The 19,763-nt window shown below is 47.4% G+C and carries 14 protein-coding genes and 1 tRNA gene; 7 read left to right on the top strand and 8 right to left on the bottom strand.

Features of this window, described 5'->3' with window-relative positions; all coding sequences use genetic code 11:
- Positions 1 to 20 precede the first annotated feature (20 nt).
- Positions 21 to 4,226 carry a DNA-directed RNA polymerase subunit beta' gene (gene rpoC / locus F0265_RS24280; protein ID WP_006957111.1) on the top strand — a complete coding sequence of 1,402 codons (4,206 nt, stop codon included), beginning with the start codon at positions 21 to 23 and terminating at the stop codon, positions 4,224 to 4,226.
- 193 nt (positions 4,227 to 4,419) lie between these two features.
- Here the strand turns inward: rpoC and F0265_RS24275 are convergent, their stop codons facing one another.
- On the bottom strand, positions 4,420 to 4,914 hold the full coding sequence (locus F0265_RS24275) for an Rsd/AlgQ family anti-sigma factor (RefSeq protein ID WP_006957110.1): 495 nt from the start codon (positions 4,912 to 4,914) through the stop codon (positions 4,420 to 4,422).
- A 179-nt stretch (positions 4,915 to 5,093) separates the two neighbouring features.
- Here F0265_RS24275 and nudC point away from each other — a divergent pair, with 179 nt between their 5' ends.
- The 4 genes from nudC to F0265_RS24255 all read left to right on the top strand — a co-directional run bounded on the left by nudC (position 5,094) and on the right by F0265_RS24255 (position 8,977).
- On the top strand, positions 5,094 to 5,870 hold the full coding sequence (gene nudC, locus F0265_RS24270; protein ID WP_171750629.1) for an NAD(+) diphosphatase: 777 nt from the start codon (positions 5,094 to 5,096) through the stop codon (positions 5,868 to 5,870).
- Between the two features lie 266 nt (positions 5,871 to 6,136).
- Positions 6,137 to 7,204: a uroporphyrinogen decarboxylase gene (hemE, locus tag F0265_RS24265; RefSeq protein ID WP_005476295.1), complete on the top strand. Its 1,068-nt coding sequence runs from the start codon at positions 6,137 to 6,139 to the stop codon at positions 7,202 to 7,204.
- A gap of 105 nt (positions 7,205 to 7,309) precedes the next feature.
- On the top strand, positions 7,310 to 7,945 hold the full coding sequence (locus F0265_RS24260) for a TetR/AcrR family transcriptional regulator (protein WP_006957107.1): 636 nt from the start codon (positions 7,310 to 7,312) through the stop codon (positions 7,943 to 7,945).
- A gap of 75 nt (positions 7,946 to 8,020) precedes the next feature.
- Complete coding sequence (locus F0265_RS24255; protein WP_171750628.1) at positions 8,021 to 8,977, top strand: DHH family phosphoesterase; 957 nt, start codon at positions 8,021 to 8,023, stop codon at positions 8,975 to 8,977.
- A gap of 21 nt (positions 8,978 to 8,998) precedes the next feature.
- Here F0265_RS24255 and F0265_RS24250 read toward each other — a convergent pair whose 3' ends face one another.
- From F0265_RS24250 to rsgA, 7 genes are all read right to left on the bottom strand, one after another.
- Positions 8,999 to 10,153 carry a peptidoglycan DD-metalloendopeptidase family protein gene (locus tag F0265_RS24250; RefSeq protein WP_171750627.1) on the bottom strand — a complete coding sequence of 385 codons (1,155 nt, stop codon included), beginning with the start codon at positions 10,151 to 10,153 and terminating at the stop codon, positions 8,999 to 9,001.
- Positions 10,154 to 10,299: 146 nt separating this feature from the next.
- Positions 10,300 to 11,832, bottom strand: a complete 1,533-nt coding sequence (gpmM, locus tag F0265_RS24245) for a 2,3-bisphosphoglycerate-independent phosphoglycerate mutase (RefSeq protein ID WP_171750626.1) — start codon at positions 11,830 to 11,832, stop codon at positions 10,300 to 10,302.
- Between the two features lie 237 nt (positions 11,833 to 12,069).
- Positions 12,070 to 12,957 (bottom strand): DMT family transporter, encoded by an 888-nt coding sequence (locus F0265_RS24240; RefSeq protein WP_021457813.1) that lies wholly within the window; start codon positions 12,955 to 12,957, stop codon positions 12,070 to 12,072.
- A 71-nt stretch (positions 12,958 to 13,028) separates the two neighbouring features.
- Positions 13,029 to 14,909, bottom strand: coding sequence for a methyl-accepting chemotaxis protein (locus tag F0265_RS24235; protein ID WP_171750625.1), 1,881 nt, complete (start codon positions 14,907 to 14,909; stop codon positions 13,029 to 13,031).
- 267 nt (positions 14,910 to 15,176) lie between these two features.
- Positions 15,177 to 16,592: an SLC13 family permease gene (locus tag F0265_RS24230; RefSeq protein WP_171750624.1), complete on the bottom strand. Its 1,416-nt coding sequence runs from the start codon at positions 16,590 to 16,592 to the stop codon at positions 15,177 to 15,179.
- A 157-nt stretch (positions 16,593 to 16,749) separates the two neighbouring features.
- Positions 16,750 to 17,658 (bottom strand): archaetidylserine decarboxylase, encoded by a 909-nt coding sequence (asd, locus tag F0265_RS24225; RefSeq protein ID WP_171750623.1) that lies wholly within the window; start codon positions 17,656 to 17,658, stop codon positions 16,750 to 16,752.
- Positions 17,659 to 17,769: 111 nt separating this feature from the next.
- Entirely contained in the window at positions 17,770 to 18,825 is a 1,056-nt protein-coding gene (rsgA, locus tag F0265_RS24220; RefSeq protein WP_171750622.1) for a small ribosomal subunit biogenesis GTPase RsgA, read from the bottom strand.
- Positions 18,826 to 18,934: 109 nt separating this feature from the next.
- Between rsgA and orn the strand changes: the two genes are divergently transcribed.
- Positions 18,935 to 19,480 carry an oligoribonuclease gene (gene orn / locus F0265_RS24215; protein WP_021457817.1) on the top strand — a complete coding sequence of 182 codons (546 nt, stop codon included), beginning with the start codon at positions 18,935 to 18,937 and terminating at the stop codon, positions 19,478 to 19,480.
- Between the two features lie 179 nt (positions 19,481 to 19,659).
- A tRNA-Gly gene (locus F0265_RS24210) sits at positions 19,660 to 19,735 on the top strand.
- Positions 19,736 to 19,763 lie beyond the last annotated feature (28 nt).

Genomic DNA, 19,763 nt, shown 5'->3' with positions numbered 1-19,763 from the left:
ACTCCTTACAGGAGCTGATTGTGAAAGACTTATTAAACTTTCTAAAAGCACAGCATAAGACCGAAGAGTTTGATGCAATCAAAATCGGTCTATCTTCACCAGACATGATCCGTTCATGGTCTTTCGGTGAAGTTAAAAAACCTGAAACGATCAACTATCGTACGTTCAAACCTGAGCGTGATGGTCTGTTCTGTGCGCGTATCTTTGGTCCAGTAAAAGACTACGAATGTCTTTGTGGCAAATATAAGCGTCTGAAACACCGTGGTGTTATCTGTGAGAAGTGTGGCGTTGAAGTTACACAAACTAAAGTTCGTCGTGACCGTATGGGCCACATCGAGCTTGCTTCACCAGTTGCTCACATCTGGTTCCTAAAATCACTGCCGTCTCGTATCGGTCTACTAATGGATATCCCTCTACGTGATATCGAACGTGTTCTTTACTTCGAAATGTACGTAGTAACTGAACCTGGTATGACGGATCTAGAAAAATCTCAGATGCTGACTGAAGAAGAGTATCTGGATCGTCTAGAAGAGTGGGGTGATGAATTCACGGCTAAGATGGGCGCGGAAGCGATCAAAGACCTACTTGCGTCTATGGATCTGCCTGCTGAAATCGAAGAAATGCGTGAAGAGCTTCAGTCTACTAACTCAGAGACTAAGCGTAAGAAGATCACTAAGCGTCTGAAGCTAGTTGAAGCGTTCGTTCAATCTGGTAATAACCCAGAATGGATGATCCTAACTGTGCTTCCGGTACTTCCGCCAGATCTACGTCCTCTAGTACCACTAGATGGCGGTCGCTTCGCGACTTCTGATCTGAACGACCTATACCGTCGCGTAATCAACCGTAACAACCGTTTGAAGCGTCTACTAGAGCTTGCTGCTCCGGACATCATCGTACGTAACGAAAAGCGTATGCTGCAAGAGTCTGTTGATGCCCTTCTAGATAACGGTCGTCGCGGTCGTGCGATCACAGGTTCTAACAAGCGTCCTCTGAAATCTCTTGCTGATATGATCAAGGGTAAACAAGGTCGTTTCCGTCAGAACCTTCTAGGTAAGCGTGTAGACTACTCTGGCCGTTCTGTAATCACAGTAGGTCCATACCTTCGTCTGCATCAGTGTGGTCTTCCTAAGAAGATGGCACTTGAGCTATTCAAACCATTCATCTACAGCAAGCTTGAGACTCGTGGCCTAGCGACGACAATCAAAGCTGCTAAGAAGATGGTAGAGCGCGAAGAAGCAGTTGTTTGGGATATCCTAGACGAAGTTATCCGCGAACACCCAGTACTATTAAACCGTGCACCTACACTTCACCGTCTAGGTATCCAAGCGTTCGAACCAGTACTGATCGAAGGTAAAGCGATTCAGCTACACCCACTTGTGTGTGCGGCGTACAACGCGGACTTCGATGGTGACCAAATGGCGGTTCACGTGCCTCTAACTCTAGAAGCACAGCTTGAAGCTCGTACTCTGATGATGTCGACAAACAACATTCTGTCGCCAGCGTCAGGTGATCCGATCATCGTACCTTCTCAGGACGTTGTATTGGGTCTTTACTACATGACTCGTGACAAGATTAACGTGAAAGGCGAAGGTATGTACCTTGCTAGCCCAGCTGAAGCTGAGAAAGCATACCGTACTAAGTCTGCAGAGCTACACGCTCGCGTTAAAGTTCGTATCACTGAGACAGTGAAAGATGAAGATGGCAACAGCACAACAGAGACTAAGCTAGTTGATACAACTATCGGTCGTGCAATGCTATGGCAAATCGTGCCATCTGGTCTTCCGTACAGCATCGTTAACCAGAAGCTAGGTAAGAAGCAAATTTCTCACCTACTTAACGAGGCGTACCGTAAGCTAGGTCTGAAAGACACAGTTATCTTCGCTGACCAAATCATGTACACAGGTTTTGCTTACGCAGCACTTTCTGGTGTATCGGTTGGTATCGACGACATGGTTGTGCCAGACGCGAAATACACTGAGATCGAAGAAGCGGAAGCAGAAGTTCGCGAAATCCAAGAACAGTACCAATCTGGTCTTGTAACTGCGGGTGAGCGCTACAACAAAGTGATCGATATTTGGGCTTCAACCAACGATCGCGTAGCGAAGTTGATGATGGAAAACCTTTCATCTGAAACAGTAGTGAACCGTGAAGGTGAAGACGAGCAACAAGAATCGTTCAACAGCATCTACATGATGGCTGACTCGGGCGCACGTGGTTCTGCAGCTCAGATTCGTCAGCTTGCAGGTATGCGTGGTCTGATGGCGCGTCCAGATGGTTCAATCATCGAAACGCCGATCACTGCGAACTTTAAAGAAGGTCTAAACGTACTTCAGTACTTTATCTCAACGCACGGTGCTCGTAAGGGTCTTGCGGATACGGCACTGAAAACAGCGAACTCGGGTTACCTAACTCGTCGTCTAGTAGACGTTGCTCAAGACGTTGTTGTACACGAGCATGACTGTGGCACGCACGAAGGTATCGACATGATGCCGCATATCGAAGGTGGTGACGTTAAAGTTGCACTTTCTGAGCTTGCTCTAGGTCGTGTTGTTGCAGAAGACGTTCTGAAACCAGGTACTGACGAAGTACTGATCCCACGTAATACTCTGATTGATGAGAAGTGGTGCCAGATCATGGAAGATAACTCAGTAGATAGCATGAAAGTGCGCTCTGTAGTTACCTGTGATGCAGACTTCGGTTGTTGTGCACAGTGTTACGGTCGTGACCTAGCACGTGGTCACCTAGTGAACCAAGGTGAAGCAGTCGGCGTTATCGCTGCTCAGTCTATCGGTGAGCCGGGTACACAGCTTACAATGCGTACGTTCCACATCGGTGGTGCGGCATCTACTGCAGCAGCAGAGAACAGCATCCAAGCGAAGACAACTGGTACGGTTAAGCTACACAACGCTAAGTTCGTAATGAACAAAGATAAGAAGCTTGTTATCACGTCTCGTGCTTCTGAGCTGACTATCATCGACGAATTTGGTCGTACAAAAGAGAAACACAAACTACCTTACGGTTCCCTACTAAGCAAAGGCGACAACGATGCGGTTGAAGCTGGCGAAACAGTAGCGAACTGGGAAGCGCACACTATGCCAATCATCACTGAAGTGGCAGGTCGCATCCAGTTTGTAGACATGATCGATGGTGTAACAGTTTCTCGCCAAACAGATGACCTAACAGGTCTATCTTCAAGCGAAGTAACTGAAGCAGCCGCTCGTCCAGCAGCAGGTAAAGATATGCGTCCAGCTATCAAACTTGTTGATGCAGCGGGTAACGACGTAATGATCCCTGGTACTGAAATGCCAGCTCACTACTTCCTACCTGGTAAAGCGATTGTTAACATCGAAGACGGCGCGGAAGTAGGTGTGGGTGATACGCTATCTCGTATCCCTCAGAAATCTGGCGGTAACAAAGATATCACCGGTGGTCTACCACGCGTAGCTGACCTATTCGAAGCTCGTAAGCCGAAAGAGCCTGCGATTCTTGCTGAGCACACAGGTACTGTGAGCTTCGGTAAAGAAACGAAAGGTAAACGTCGTCTAGTAATCACTCGTGACGGCGGTGACGCTTACGAAGAGATGATTCCTAAGCATCGTCAGCTTAACGTATTCGAAGGCGAGAAAGTTGAACGTGGTGACGTGATCGCAGATGGTCCAGAGTCTCCACATGACATTCTACGTCTACGTGGCATCCACGCTGTGACTCAGTACATCGCGAACGAAGTTCAAGAAGTATACCGTCTACAAGGCGTTAAGATTAACGATAAGCACATTGAAACTATCGTTCGTCAGATGCTACGTAAGTGTACAATCACTCACGCTGGTGACTCTACAGAGTTCCTAGTTGGTGAACAGGTTGAATACGCGAACGTTAAGATTGCTAACCGTCAGCTAGAAGCTGAAGGCAAAGAGCTTGTTCGTTTCGAGCGTGAGCTACTTGGTATTACTAAGGCATCTCTAGCGACTGAATCGTTCATCTCTGCGGCATCGTTCCAGGAGACAACTCGCGTACTAACAGAAGCAGCTGTTTCTGGTAAACGTGATGAGCTACGTGGTCTGAAAGAAAACGTAATTGTTGGTCGTCTAATTCCAGCAGGTACAGGTTTCGCTTACCACCAAGATCGTCAAGCTAAGCGCACTGAAGAACAAGAAGGTCCTTCAGCAGAGCAAGCAACTGACAATCTTGCAGCATTGCTAAACGCAGGTTTCTCTGCTGACGAGTAATCGTTAGTTAAGAAATGATAAAAGGCACCTTAGGGTGCCTTTTTTGTTTTTGGAGAGAGGAGGGAACGAACTGCGTCCTATGGGAAGCTGGAACGGGCTTTGGCCTGCGAGAGTGCCCTTATCCCGCATCCACAACGAAACGTTACTAAGCAAAAAGGGCTGACTTTACGCCAACCCTCACTAATCTCTTTTTTTAAGCGCCTGGTGGTATCGCTAGACTATCGGCAATCAGCTGAATCAGATTATCTTCAACCTCAAATCGCACTTCGAGTAGTTCACCAACTTTTGACATATCTACTTCGAAATCAGGAAGCTCATCGTCTGCACTAACGCTGACGTACTTGTCATTAAACTCAAGTAAAGGCTCGGTGGTTAACACGATTTTTGCGTAGGTGGTGTCAATCTCATTATTGGTTTTAAAGCCTGTAGCCTGCCACTTTTCCATCACCATATCGTAAATTTTGAAATGGCCTTCGGAAATATAATCAACGACGTGATTGCAAAAAGAGCTGATTTGTTTCGGGGAAGGGAGTTCAACAACGTTAGCGTGCCCATTCGCAGGCTGAAGAGAGCCTAACTGGCAATATTCGACAATAAGTGACTGGCGAGTTTCTAACCAATGATCGATGACTTCACTTGAGCCACCCCACTGTTCTTGTGTTTGTTTGAATTTATTCAGCATGACCATGCCCTCATGATCGGATCACAGTTCCGGTGATCATTACGCTTTGCTTTGCAAAGCCATTCTAGAGATACAACCTCTTGTCCTTACTAGAATTTATAGCCAGAAAATTGTTCCACTACAAACTCTGGTATGAAATTAGATTGCCAGTAAAATGAATGAACTGCAAGCGAAGAGGAAGGGTAATGTTAAAGAACAGTGACACAAACCGTACGAGCAATGCTTATTGGTGTGTTGTATCAGGCAGTGAGGCTTGGCTGGTGGACCATGCATTACCTTGTGGTGCGGCACAGGCGTTTAATTTACCTGAAGAAAATGCGATAAAGATTGGAAATTACAAGGGCTTGCCAGTCATGTGGCTCAATGCTCAGGATCTAGAGCAAGAATTACCACTGACGTCGTTGAGAGATTGTTTAGACCTACCCGAGCCATTGTTTCTGCTGATCAGCAAAGCCGTGCAGTATGGTCATATGACACAAACACTGCGCTTTTGTCCGATATGTGGCGGTCGAAACCACCTCAATCACAACCAAATCGCCATGCAGTGTGGTGACTGTCGAACGCTACATTATCCGCGTATTTTTCCATGCATCATTGTTGCCGTGCGCAACGGCGACCAAATTCTTCTGGCGCAGCACCCAAGACATCGCAATGGTATGTACACCGTGATTGCAGGCTTTGTTGAAGTTGGGGAAACGCTTGAGCAGTGTGTGGCTCGAGAGGTGAAAGAAGAAACCGGTATCGATGTGACAAACATCCGTTATTTTGGCAGCCAGCCTTGGGCGTTCCCGTCCAGCCTGATGATGGGATTTCTAGCGGACTATCAAGGTGGAGAGTTGAAGCCGGATTACAGTGAGTTGAGTGACGCGCAGTGGTTTAGCGCGCACGACTTACCGCCGGTGGCCCCAGAAGGAACCATCGCACGATCCTTGATTCAACAAACTCTGCATGAGATGGGTTAATTCTCTGATTTATAGACAAAAAAAACCCTCCGATAGGGAGGGGGTAAGTAAGATGTCGTTATGAGATGCTGAGTAGCGAGTACTCAGGTTATAATTGTTGTTTTCGCTAGCAAACAAATTTTTAACACTCTTGATGATTGGGTGCAAATTAAGCACTGATTTAAAAGTTAATAACTTGATCTAGGTTGCAAAGCACACAGCTTTTGCATGGAAAACAGTGTTAGAATAGCGCCCCTAAATAGAAGCCGAATAGTTGGAAAGACGGAATGACTGAATTAAAAAATGATCGTTATCTGCGTGCGCTTTTAAAGCAGCCTGTGGATTACACGCCAGTATGGATGATGCGTCAGGCAGGACGATACCTACCTGAATATAAAGCGACCCGTGCTGAAGCGGGCGATTTCATGTCTTTGTGTAAGAATGCAGAGCTGGCGTCAGAAGTCACGCTGCAGCCACTGCGCCGTTTTCCGCTTGATGCTGCCATTTTGTTCTCTGACATCCTAACCATCCCGGATGCAATGGGGTTAGAACTCCGCTTTGCTGCGGGTGAAGGCCCGGTATTTGACAAACCTATTACCTGCAAAGCGGATGTTGAGAAAATTGGCATTCCTGATCCAGAAGGTGAACTGAAGTACGTAATGAATGCAGTGCGTCAGATCCGTAAAGATTTGAACGGTGATGTACCTCTGATTGGTTTCTCTGGTAGCCCATGGACTCTGGCAACTTACATGGTTGAAGGTGGTAGCTCAAAAGCCTTCACTAAGATCAAGAAGATGATGTACGCAGAACCACAGACGCTGCATTTGCTACTGGATAAACTCGCAGACAGCGTTATTGAGTACCTAAACGCTCAAATCAAAGCGGGTGCTCAGTCTGTGATGGTCTTTGATACTTGGGGCGGTGTCTTAACTCCACGTGATTACAACCTGTTCTCGCTGCAGTACATGCATAAAATCGTTGATGGCTTGATTCGTGAGAACGATGGCCGCCGTGTTCCTGTTACTCTGTTCACTAAGAACGGTGGCATGTGGTTAGAGCAAATTGCTGCGACTGGCTGTGATGCGGTAGGTTTGGACTGGACGATCAACATCCAGGATGCGGTTAAGCGTGTAGGTGATAAAGTGGCGCTGCAAGGCAATATGGATCCATCGATGCTTTACGCTTCACCAGAACGTATCCGTGAAGAGGTAGCGACCATCCTAGAAGGCTTTGGTGACGCAGGTACAGGCCACGTATTTAACCTTGGCCATGGTATTCACCTCGATGTACCGCCTGAAAATGCTGGTGTGTTTGTTGAAGCGGTTCATGAGTTATCCAAGCCGTACCACAAATAACTAAGAAACCGATGAAAGCGCCTGGTCTAATCAGGCGCTTTTTTGTTATTGGTTAATATACTCAGTTATACTGATAATATTAATGGAAGAGGGTACGGAAAACGAATGAAGACACGCGACAAAATAGTGCTTGCCGCATTGGATCTCTTTAATGAACACGGTGAGCGTAATATCACCACTAACCACATCGCAGCACACATAGACATTAGTCCGGGCAACCTTTACTACCACTTCCGCAACAAACAAGAAATCGTTCGTGAAATTTTTGCGCTTTATTCCAATGAGCTGCTAGAGCGATTTTCGCCAATTCATGGTCAACAAGAAAGCCTAGTGCTGCTCAAGCATTATCTAGACTCTATCTTCAATCTGATGTGGAAGTACCGATTTTTCTACGCCAACTTGCCAGAAATTCTCCAGCGTGATGATCAATTGCATGATGATTACATTCAGGTACAGGAAAAGCTGCAAACCAATCTGATCAATATCATGCGTGCCTTTGTTGAGCTGGAACTGTTGAAAGTGGAAGAGCATGAGATGAAATCTCTGGTAACCACTTTGCATCTGATTGCTTCCAGCTGGCTGGGTTACCGCGCGGCCATGTCGCCGAAAACTCAGATCACGGAGCAGGTGATTCATCAAGGAATGCTGCAAATGATCGCGGTGGTGAAGCCTAAAGCCACCATACAAGGTCTTGAACAATTGCAGTTGCTGGAAGATGGCGTTAAAGCAATTCATGCTTAACCATAACCAAATGCGATTGTTGAAATAAGGCTAACCCCTTAAAGTATCTAAAGATATTTTAAGGGGTTTTTGTTTATGCACTACGATGTGTTCAATGGTGATGCGGATGGCATTATCGCGCTTCTTCAGCTGCGTCTGGCTGAGCCCAAAACGTCTACTCTGATCACCGGAGTTAAACGAGATATCAAACTGCTCGATTCCCTTAATTGCCAGGCGAGTGATTCTGTCACTGTACTGGATATCTCGATGGAGAAAAACAAGGCGAGCTTAGAAACGATTCTTGCTGCAGGTGCTCAGGTATTCTATGCCGACCATCACAAGTCCGGCGATATTCCACAGTCCACCAACCTCGATGCTCACATTAACTTAGAGGCCAATACCTGTACCGCCTTGATTGTGGATGAGTTGCTGCAAGGTCGTTTTCACTTATGGGCGATTACCGCTGCATACGGTGATAACTTGATTGTGAAAGCGGATGAGTTGGCTGGCAGAGCTGGCCTCACCGATGAACAGAAAGAGCAGCTGAGAGAGCTGGGGACATTAGTTAATTACAATGGCTATGGGGCAGAGCTGGCGGATCTGCATTTTGACCCTGCTCAGCTGTTTAAGCAGCTTTTGGCTTATGATGATCCTTTTGCTGTTATTGCTGATCAACGCTCTCCTTATCACACTCTCAAATCAGTGTATCAAAGTGATATGGATAAGGCGCTCGCAGTTCAAGCTTCTTATCAAAGTGATGTGTTGGGTGTGTTTGAGCTGCCTAACCATGCTTCTTCACGACGTATCAGTGGCGTTTACGGCAACTGGCTGGCGAATCAAACCCCAGATCGTGCGCATGCTGTACTTTCCGAGAATGCGGATGGGAGCTATACCGTTTCCTTACGTGCACCGCTGAATAATAAGCAAGGAGCGGGAGATGTATGTGCTCAGTTTGCGACGGGTGGTGGTCGTGCAGCGGCGGCGGGAATCAACGCTTTAGCTAAAGAGCAGATTGACGCGTTTATTCAAGCAGTTGAGGCCTACTACGCCTAGTCTTGCGAGAGCAAATGGCGGTTATCTTGTCAGCCAACCCTTAGGGTTTTGAGTTTTACTGTTGCGGCGGATTTCAAAGTAAAGTGACGCTTGTGGCTGACCACCTGTGTCACCGGCCAATGCGATGGTTTCGCCAGCGGACACTTTGTCCCCTTCTTTTTTCAGTAAGCTTTGGTTAAAGCCATACAAGGTCATGTCGCCTTTGCCGTGGTCGAGTAGAATCACCAGACCATATCCTCTGAGGTAGTCTGAAAATACGACAGTACCAGAGTAGACGGCTTTCACTGACTGACCGTAATTGGCGTCAATCACCATTCCTTTCCAGTTTATCTGACCCGTTTGGCGCGAGCCGTAGTTGTGGAGAATCTTGCCTTTAAGCGGCCACGGAAGTCGACCTTTACGCTTTGCTAAACCGTCCATAGGAACCGCATTGAGTTTGGCTGCTTTCGCGGCTTTAGCCGCTTTGGCAATTTCAGCTTTTAAGCGTGTTTCATTGCGCTGCAGCTCTGACAGGTAGACCTTATCACTGGTGATGTTCTTTTTGATGTTACTAACGGTGCCTTTTCGCTTGGACTGCTCTTTCGTCAGTTGTTGGCGCTTTTGATTCTGCTGTGCGATCAGCTTAGTAATTTGCTGCTTTTCTAGCTTGAGTTGAGTTTCACTTTCCGCGAGCTGATTGACGGTCGTTTCCAACTCTTCAATCGTGAGCGCTCGTTGTTTGGCTAAGTGTTGGAAATATTGGCTGATTCTGTCCTCTTCGACGCCTTGGTTAAGAATGCTGGCAGAAGACTTGGCACGCTGGGTAACATAATAGGTTTGTAACAGCTCAGCGAGTTTTTCGCTTTGCTGCTGTCTTTGTGCTCTTAGTGAAGCAATCTTTTTCTCTAACGAAGCAATACTGGCGTTGGTTTTACTCAATGACGATTTGGCTTCTTTGATTTCTTTCTCAAGACGTACGATACCCAGTTCCTGCTTTTTGAGAGACTGTTGTAGGGAATCGAGTTTTTTCTGTTGCGATGTTAATGCTTGTCTTTGACGTGAGATTTCGCTGCTGACGCCTTTTAATTCTGAAGGCGATGAAGACCAACTAGGGAAAGCCAGTGTCGAGGCAACAATCAATACGAATGCAGAGAGCTTTGGAAAAGCTGTTAGTCGTCCTTGTCGTCGTGTTGCCATGTGAAAAGTCTGTCCTAAGTCTTTGAGAGAAAGTCAGTATACCCAAACACATTCCTTTGAAGAAAGAGTAATGTCAAAACTTGTTGGTGGAGAAATAAAAAAGCCCGAGCGTGAACCCGGGCTTTCGAGATTTGAAGATTGGCGACTTACTTAACTAGCACTTCACCAGACATTTCTGCAGGGATTTCTAAACCGGCTAGAGAAAGCATGGTTGGTGCAAGGTCAGACAGTTTACCGCCTTCTTTAAACTCAACCGCTTTGTCACCGACGTAGATTAGCGGCACTGGTAGGTTAGTGTGAGCAGTGTGGATGCCGCCCGTTTCTGGGTCGATCATCATTTCTGCGTTACCGTGGTCTGCGGTGATCAGTAGCTGACCGCCCACTTCTTTGATGGCTTCAACCACTTTACCCACGCTCTCGTCCAGTGCTTCGATCGCTTTTTCAGCTGCTTCGTAAACACCAGTGTGGCCAACCATATCCGCGTTCGGGTAGTTGCAGATGATGGTGTCGAATTTGCCAGACTTGATCGCCGCTACCATTTTTTCAGTTAGCTCTGGAGAGCTCATCTCTGGTTGCATGTCGTAAGTTGCGACTTTTGGAGAAGCAACAAGCTGACGCTCTTCGCCTTCGAATTCGTTCTCTACGCCACCGTTGAAGAAGAACGTCACGTGTGCGTATTTCTCTGTTTCAGAGATACGTAGCTGAGTTTGGCCTTGCTTAGATAGCCATTCACCGTATGTGTTTTCTAGAGACGCTGGTGGGAAGGCAATCGCTAGCGGGATATCAGCTGCGTACTGAGTCAGCATCACGAAGTTGATTGCTGGGAATACAGCGCGCTCAAAGCCGTCAAATGCAGGCACGAATGCACGAGTGATTTGACGTGCACGGTCAGCACGGTAGTTCATGAAGATAACCGCATCGCCATCTTGCATGATGGCATCTTCTTGGCCTTCGGCCTTGATTGCTGTTGCTTTAACGAACTCGTCGTTTTCTTCACGAGCGTAAGCGGCTTCTAGACCTGCAACTGCCGTTTCCGCTGTGAATTCCGCTTTTGCTTGAGTGAGTAGATCGTAAGCAACTTGGACGCGATCCCAGTTGTTGTCGCGGTCCATTGCGTAGTAACGACCAACGAGAGAAGCAACGCGACCTTTACCTAGTTTCGCAAATAAATCCTGGAAACGTTGTAGTGAGTTTTCAGCACTACGTGGTGGTGTGTCACGGCCGTCTAGGAAACAGTGTAGGTAGATTTTCTCAGCGCCGCGAGCTGCTGCCATTTCAACGGCTGCGTAGATGTGATCTTCGTGAGAGTGAACGCCACCTGGAGACATCAGACCCATTAGGTGAACCGCTTTGCCAGCTTTTACTGCCGAGTCAATGGCTTCTACTAATGCAGGCGTGTCTGCGAATTCACCATCGGCGATAGATTTAGTGATACGAGTCAGGTCTTGATAGACCACTCGGCCAGCGCCGATGTTGGTATGACCGACTTCAGAGTTACCCATCTGACCGTCAGGAAGACCAACGTCTAGGCCAGAAGCTGAGATCAGTGTGTTTGGGTTATTGGCAAGCAGACCGTCGATAACTGGCGTTTTTGCGTTCGCGATTGCGTTGCTTGCAGTATCTTCACGGTGACCGTAACCGTCAAGAATGACTAGAGCCAAAGGCTTCTTAGCTGACATAGTGATGTCCTCGTCAAATTCAAAGTAACTTAGAAAACAAAATTAGCGTAATTTTACTACACTTTTTAACCAAAACTGTAGGATAAGATCAAATATTGTTAGTGAAATATCGTTGTTATCTTTCACCTTACTCCTAGCGTGGCACTCGATTCTGGTCTGTTTTCCTATCTTGTTGATGTTATTTTCACTCATTATGAGCAAATATAAAGAGGGTTATAACTATTGCTCTAATAGCCGCTAGCTGACTAATAACCCCGTGCCAACGACGGCCAGAATAGCGCCAAACCAGGCGAATCGATTCGGGCGCTTCTTGGTGTAAATCCAAAGTATCGGCAGCAGCATGATAGGGGTAGTAGAAGAAAGCAGGGCAACCATGCCTACATTACCTTCTTGCAGTGCGTACAGGATAAGTGTCATACCCACGGCCATCGCGAGGAAGCCGTTAACCGCCGTGATGGCAAACAGGCGCAAATTCATTGGTAGTGTTGCTTTCGCGAGCTTCGCGCCACTGAGGAAAAAGACACAATGAGCTGCAAAGGCCGTCATCATCCGCATAGCGGAAGCCGCGACAGGATCTATGGCCGTCTGCATCACTGGTTTTGCAATGATGCCGCCGAGTGCTTGGCACAGCGCGGCAATTAACCCTAGCCCAATCCCCAGCCAGATATTGCCTTTTATGGATTCCAGGTGATTATTACTTTGCCCTTTGCGACCAAAAAAGATGGCGGTCAGCACGCCGGAGAACACCAGAGCAGAGCCGATAAGCTCGATACCCGTCATGGTTTCGCTAAACAGGAAGTAGCCGAGAATGGCAGAAAATACCGCATGACAGGAAAACAACAAGCCAGCTTGGCGCGGGCCCATACGGTTCAAACAGGCGAACAGTGCGGTGTCACCGATAAAAATACCAATCAGCCCCGACAGCGCCATGGCTGAGATGGCACTGGTTTCAACAGTTGCCCATCCTCCGGTGAGAGCAGCCATTGAGGCGAGAATGACGGAAGTACAGCCCATTCTCCAGCGGCTGTACGCAAAGGTCCCAAGGTGTTGAGCAGGGCCAACAGAAAGCAGGCTGGCAACCGCCCAGAGAAAAGCGGCAGCCAGTGCCAGCCATTCGAATCCCATATGTTGTTCGTCCTGTGAACAAAGAAATCAATAGGCTGACAATATGCATTAAATGGTTTTAGAAACAAAGTCTAAACTTTAAAACGCTCCACTTCAGTTCGGACGGTATTGGCAGAGTTAAACATGTTGGTCGCACTTTCGCTGCTGCGCATAGCCTGCTCTGAGAGAATATCGGACGCATCCTTAATCCCCTGAGTATTGCGGCTAATGTCTTCACTAACGGCACGTTGTTCTTCTGCGGCGCTGGCAATTTGTAGTGCCATGTCATTGATTTCTGTAATGGCAGAAGTGATGGTGTTGAGGCTTTCATACGCTTGCTGAGCGTAATCAACACTGGTGCCTGCTAAGGCGGTACTGCTCTCCATGCTGTTGACTGCCAGTTTGGTATTGTTTTGCAACGTCTCAATCATGTTGCGAATTTCTTCGGTCGAACCATGTGTGCGTTGGCTCAATACTCTGACTTCGTCCGCTACGACAGCAAAGCCACGGCCTTGCTCACCAGCTCGCGCGGCTTCGATTGCAGCGTTGAGTGCCAGCAAATTGGTCTGTTCGGCGATTTCTCGAATGGTGGAGAGGATTTGATTGATGCTCTGTGTATTGCTTTCCAGCTCGGAAATAATGCCAGATGCTGCCGAAACTTGATCGGCCAGTTCCACAATAGCCTGACGGTTCTTCTCAATGACTTGCTGACCATCTTCACAAGCAGAAGCGGAGCCTTGAGAAGCGTTAGCAGTCAGTTCCGCATGGCTGGCGACTTCCGCTGCGGTGGCGGACATCTCGTGGATAGCGGTGGCGATCTGATTGACGTCGTTTTGCTGTGTTTCCACCTGCTGTGACGATTGTTGCGACAGTTGATTGGCCTGTTCAGCCTGAACGGCTAGTTCTTGGCTGTGATGAATAATGCCGCTGAGCATGGATTGCATCTGACTCAGGAATTGGTTGACGTGCTGAGCCAATTCGCCAATCTCATCCATGCGACGAATTTCGATCCGCTGAGTTAAGTCACCTTCGCCTTGAGACAGCTGTGAGAGGGCTGCTGAGAGCGTTTGCAATGGCTTGAGCAAGCGAGTGATAACGTAGGTGCTGATGGATGCGATCAGAATGTAAAGGAAGATTGAAGCAATCGCAGTGAATTGAATCTGCTCGGTCACTGACGCAAACGCCATATCCTTATCTACGACGATGCCGAGCGACCAATCGGTATTGGGGACATTGGCAACAAATATCAGTTTATCACCTTGTTCAGGCCAGCTGATGGTGGAAATGAAAGAGGTATTGACCAGCTGCTGGACTTTATCCGCCGACAGTAGCGGGTTGAGGTCGGTCAGCGGTTGCTGGCTCAGTTTTTCATCTTGGTAAGCAACGATGTTGTTATTGCCATCGACCAAGAATGAGAAACCATCGTTATCCAAACTGACATTAAGGACTTCCTCGATGATACTGGTGACGGTTAAATCGACGGCCAGAACACCATTTTTGTTTCCACTGAAGGCCTTAGCAAAGCTGACGACGATACTGCCATCAAAGTCCTGATAGGGTTCGGTGACAATCAAACCATTGGTCGCCATCGCGTCTTTATACCAAGGTCGGGTACGAGGGTCGTAATTGGCTGGCCAGTCTTCGGTTTTGTCGCCATAAGCGATAGAGCCATCCTCAAAGCCAGCATAAACAGACAGGAACCCACCGGCTCGCTTAGTGATCAGCATTTCTCTATCGGCATTATTCAAGTTGAGAATGCTGGTTTCATTCGCCAGCATCATGTCGCTGCGGATGGAGAGCCAGTCACTGATGTAGCGAGAGGTCGCATGGCTGACATTCGCCATTTCGCTATTCAGTGCGGATGTGGTTTCTTGTTTTAACTGACTGACGGATATCCAAGCTTGGACACCGGAGACAATCGCAATAATGATCGCGATAGCGATCTGAATCTTTAGCTTGATTGTGTTTCTCATTGCCTTTCCTTAATACTGAGACAACCTTTCGAGTACCAGAGTGTGATGGTTTGATTTAGTGTCTACACCCCGGTAGCGCGGAAATTTACGTAGGAACTGCTGAAATAGTTACGAATATTGGTTTATCAGACTGATATTATAGAAGCTGTCTAGGTATAGATTTGATCTATATGGATATTCAGTGAGTAGAATATCCATCAAGTGGTAACTTTTTACCGAATTGTGACCTCTTGCCCATTAATTGAGCAAGAAGTCCGATGTTGTCTCTTAGGTAAGCAGCAAGGCAGCAATGTAGACGATGATTAAACCAATGACCCCAATGATCACGCCTGTTTTTGCCATGTCTTTGCTCTCGATAAGTCCTGTGGAATAAGCAAGAGAATTCGGTGGGGTGGAGACAGGTAGAATCATGCCGAGTGAGGCTGAGAAGGCGACGACGACCAGCAACCCTTGTAAGCCCCCTATTGCAGAGAGGCTTTCCATTGAAGCGCCAATAGCTGCAGCAATCGGCATCAAAAGGTTAGCCGTGGCGGTGTTGGACATAAAATTGGCCATTAACCAGCATACAATCGACATGGTGATTACCACAGCAACAGGAGAAAGGGCTTCGTAGTCGATCGCGTGTGCGAGCGCGGCTGCCAGTCCGGTTTTGTCCAAACCGATGCCGATCGCGATACCCCCTGCAACCAGCCACAACACATCCCAGTTGATCTGTTTCAGTTCGGCTTTGCCCATAATGCCCGTTAAGGTGAAGACCGCGAGTGGAATGATCGAGACCACATAGGTGTTCATCCCGTGCACTTTTGTCGTCATCCATAACAAGATGGTGGCGGCGAATGTGGCGTACACCACCATGGCGCGCCAGTTGCGTTGAAATTGTCCGTCCAGTTTGAGCGTCATGGTCTTCTGAGAGGAAGGGAAGAGTTTTTGTAGCAAGAACCAAGCGACCGTCAGCTGAATAATGACGAAGGGGAGACCCATCATCATCCAGCTTAGGAAGTCGATGCTGTTTTCACCGGTTAGATATTGCAGGGCAATCGCGTTGGGCGGCGTACCGATAGGGGTTGCGATGCCCCCCGTATTGGCGGCAATCGGAATACATAAAACGAGTGCTTTGATGCCGATGTCACCTTTCGGAGCTGAGGCGACGATCGGGCCAAGTAGCGCCAGCATCATGACAGTGGTGGCGGTGTTGGACATGAACATCGAGAACACGGCGGTGATCAGCATTAATCCAAGCATGATGAATTTAGGCTGGTGGCCAAAAGGCCGCAGTAAGACTCGTGCGAGGTTATTGTCCAGCTCATATTTTGATGCGGCGATGGCCAAGGCAAACCCACCCATAAACAGGATGATAATCGGTGAGGAAAACGCACTGAAGATATCGGTGTATTGCATGAGTTCGCCGAGATCGTGCCCCGCTGGCGGTGTACGGAACAAGTGCAGACCTTTGTCGGAAATCATGATCAGCTCAAGTGCAATGATCAGAATTGAGGTGGCAAAGACAGGCACAGGTTCTAGCACCCATAACAGAGCAGCAAGCAGAAATATCGCTAACAGGCGATGCTGTATTAGGGTCAGATCTGCTATGGGTATGGCATCAATCGGCATCATCAATACCGCGACGGGTAAGCCAAAGCAAATCAGTAATTTGATCACTATCGTTTGATCAATTTTAGGCATAAGGGTTTAACCTCAAAGCGAAACTCTGTGGCTAAGAATAAAGAATAACCAAATTAAGGTCTTAGATTGAGATGGAAGTTTTTGAATGCAATGAAGAAATGTTGCGTAAGGTTTGTTTCTGGTCAAAAAAAGCCCCGAAAAATCGGGGCGGTTATGGTTATTCTTGCTCTTGCTCTTGCTCTTGCTCTTGCTCTTGCTCTTGCTCTGGAGCGGTAAGGTGAGCGTAAGGTGTCCCCATGACGGTTGTGTGGCCGTTGGCCATAGAGTCATCAAATTTGATTGCATCTTTAGCAAACAGGTTGATCACCGTTGAGCCAAGTTTAAATCGACCCATCTCTTCGCCTTTTTTGAGGATGACCGCTTTGTCGCCTTCGCTTGGGTAATCCCATTTGTAGACAGTGTTGCCACGCGGTGGAGTGATGGTGCCTGCCCAGATTTGTTCTATGCTACCAACGATGGTCGCGCCGACTAACACTTGAGCCATTGGACCAAATTCAGTATCGAAAATACACACCACACGTTCGTTACGCGCGAACAGGTTTGGTACATTTTCTGCCGTCAAAGGGTTTACCGAGAACAGGTCACCCGGAACATAGATCATCTGACGCAGTGTACCGTCACAAGGCATGTGCACTCGATGGTAATCACGTGGTGAAAGGTAAAGCGTTGCAAATTCGCCATCGGAAAATTCAGCCGCAAGATCAGCGTCGCCGCCCAGTAATTCTTGAGCCGTAAAATCATGGCCTTTCGCTTGAATGAGTTTGCCATCCTGAATAGGACCAAACTGGCTGACACAGGCGTCTGCAGGATGAGTAATGATGCTTTCCCCTTCAGTAATTGGGCGTGCACCGTCTTTCAGCTCACGGACAAAAAACTCATTGAAGGTTTTGAAATGCTTAGGATCAGAGTGCTTGGCCTCGTCCATGTTGACGTTGTACTGCTTGATAAACCAGCGAATGACGGCAGTGGTTAGGCCGCCCGCTTTTGCGGATGCCAATTTACCGACCAAACGGGTCAAACCGTGTTGAGGGATCCAGTATTGCAGTCCAACTTTAATCTTATCCATTGTCATAAATTCCAATGCTAACTGTATGTTTGCTTACTTTTGGGCGCGAGATACTACTTAAATTTGTCGGTAAAGTCAGTATCAAGCGCTGATGATTTGTGCAAGAAGCCGTTACAGATCGGCTTTTTTGTTACGTGAGTACTGACGGTTGGCTTTGACTTCGGCCATGCTTTCAAGGATGCGATGGTAGTTTTCAAAGCGAACTTCACTGATTTCACCATTTTCTACCGCTTCACGTAATACACATCCTGGATCATCATTGTGTTTACAATCCCGGAACTTACAGCTGCCAAGGTAGCTGCGGAACTCGACGAACGCTTTGGTAACTTCTTCAGCTTCCAAATGCCACAAACCAAACTCACGTACCCCAGGAGAGTCAATCAGGTCGCCGCCCGTTGGGATGTGATAAAGTCGGGAAGCGGTAGTGGTATGCTGACCTAAACCAGAGTTTTCAGAGACTTCACCTTCTTCAACGTTAAACTCAGGCATCAATGCATTCACCAAGCTCGATTTACCGACGCCAGACTGACCCACAAAAATGTTAGTACGATCTTTGAGTTCGGCTTCCAGCGCTGCAATGCCTTCTCCAGTCTGTTTACTGACTAGCAGCACTTTGTAACCGATACGCTCGTACTCACTCAGCCATTCCTGATATAGGTTACGTTGTTCTTCTTCGAGTAAGTCAATTTTGTTTAGCACCAGAAGAGGGGCAATATTGAGTGTTTCAGAGGCGACTAAATAGCGGTCGATGATGTTGAGTGACAATTCTGGGAGCACCGAAGATACGATGATCATTTGATCGACATTTGCAGCCACTGGCTTCAGGCCATCATAGTAGTCAGGGCGGGTCAGAACCGAGCTGCGTGGCTCTACGGCTTCAACAACACCGTTTATGCCTTCCATTGATTCCAGACCAGCACGCCAGATCACCTTATCACCAGAGACCAAGGTCTCGATACCACGGCGTAAATTGCAACGGTGGATTTCGCCGCTCTCTGCATCTTCAATGTCGGCATGTTGACCAAAACGAGTAATCACCAGACCTTTTTGAGTCGCACCCAGCATGGATTCTTCCCATTGAACGGAATCCTCTTTTGCCAGTTTACGTTTCTGGTTACTTCTAACTCGTCTGACTTGACCTTTGGTTAGCTTTTTCTTCTTTGCCACAATTGTCTACTTAACTTTAATCATCTTGATGGATCCTAGGATAGCTACCCTGAGGATCAGAATTTGGGTATAGTACCTCTTTTAGCATAAAACCAATAGGCAACGATTTATGTCCTTTAGCGATCAAAATTTAATTTGGATTGATCTCGAGATGACAGGTTTAGACCCAGAAACCCATAAAGTCATCGAAATCGCCACTATCGTCACGGATAGTGAGTTGAATATTTTAGCTGAAGGACCGGTACTTGCCATCCACCAACCAGAAGAAGAGCTGGCTAAAATGGATGAGTGGTGTACGACTACGCATACGGGCAGCGGCTTAGTGGATCGCGTTCGTGCCAGTAAAGTAACTGAACAGGACGCAGTTCGTCAGACTATTGAGTTCCTGGAGCAGTGGTTACCAAAGGGTGTGTCGCCAATATGTGGTAACAGTGTGGGTCAAGATCGTCGCTTCCTATACAAACACATGCCTGAACTGGAAACGTACTTCCATTACCGCTATATCGACGTCAGTACACTTAAAGAGCTGACCCGTCGTTGGAAACCGGAAGTATTAGACGGCTTTTCTAAGAAAGGAAGTCACTTGGCGTTGGATGATATTCGTGAGTCAATTGCTGAGCTAAAGTATTACCGCCAAACAATTTTTAACATCTAAAAAACACGGCTTTCTATTAAGAGTAGTGATGGAAAAGCCTCACTTAGGTGGATAAAACTTCTATTCTGTGTGCTTTTTCATCAAACAGAAAAAAAACGCCTTTTTTTTGCAGGAAGGACTTGCATCACAAAAAAATGCTCTTATAATTCGCAGCCCTAAACGACGGAAACGTTGTTAAAGCGACACTAGCTCAGTTGGTAGAGCGCAACCTTGCCAAGGTTGAGGTCACGAGTTCGAACCTCGTGTGTCGCTCCAAATTTATAGCTGTCATCGTGCTTAACGG

This window comes from Vibrio sp. RE88, assembly GCF_013113835.1.
Classification (GTDB): domain Bacteria; phylum Pseudomonadota; class Gammaproteobacteria; order Enterobacterales; family Vibrionaceae; genus Vibrio.
The sequence above is the reverse complement of the archived record's forward strand: the minus strand, read 5'-3'. Positions and strand labels throughout refer to the sequence as shown.

What these genes read in the sequence shown, in the direction of transcription:
- F0265_RS24275 (WP_006957110.1), bottom strand. Translation starts at nt 4,914, where the DNA reads ATGGTCATGCTGAATAAATTCAAACAAACACAAGAACAGTGGGGTGGC.
- nudC (WP_171750629.1), top strand. Translation starts at nt 5,094, where the DNA reads ATGTTAAAGAACAGTGACACAAACCGTACGAGCAATGCTTATTGGTGT.
- hemE (WP_005476295.1), top strand. Translation starts at nt 6,137, where the DNA reads ATGACTGAATTAAAAAATGATCGTTATCTGCGTGCGCTTTTAAAGCAG.
- F0265_RS24260 (WP_006957107.1), top strand. Translation starts at nt 7,310, where the DNA reads ATGAAGACACGCGACAAAATAGTGCTTGCCGCATTGGATCTCTTTAAT.
- F0265_RS24255 (WP_171750628.1), top strand. Translation starts at nt 8,021, where the DNA reads ATGCACTACGATGTGTTCAATGGTGATGCGGATGGCATTATCGCGCTT.
- F0265_RS24250 (WP_171750627.1), bottom strand. Translation starts at nt 10,153, where the DNA reads ATGGCAACACGACGACAAGGACGACTAACAGCTTTTCCAAAGCTCTCT.
- gpmM (WP_171750626.1), bottom strand. Translation starts at nt 11,832, where the DNA reads ATGTCAGCTAAGAAGCCTTTGGCTCTAGTCATTCTTGACGGTTACGGT.
- F0265_RS24240 (WP_021457813.1), bottom strand. Translation starts at nt 12,957, where the DNA reads ATGGGATTCGAATGGCTGGCACTGGCTGCCGCTTTTCTCTGGGCGGTT.
- F0265_RS24235 (WP_171750625.1), bottom strand. Translation starts at nt 14,909, where the DNA reads ATGAGAAACACAATCAAGCTAAAGATTCAGATCGCTATCGCGATCATT.
- F0265_RS24230 (WP_171750624.1), bottom strand. Translation starts at nt 16,592, where the DNA reads ATGCCTAAAATTGATCAAACGATAGTGATCAAATTACTGATTTGCTTT.
- asd (WP_171750623.1), bottom strand. Translation starts at nt 17,658, where the DNA reads ATGGATAAGATTAAAGTTGGACTGCAATACTGGATCCCTCAACACGGT.
- orn (WP_021457817.1), top strand. Translation starts at nt 18,935, where the DNA reads ATGTCCTTTAGCGATCAAAATTTAATTTGGATTGATCTCGAGATGACA.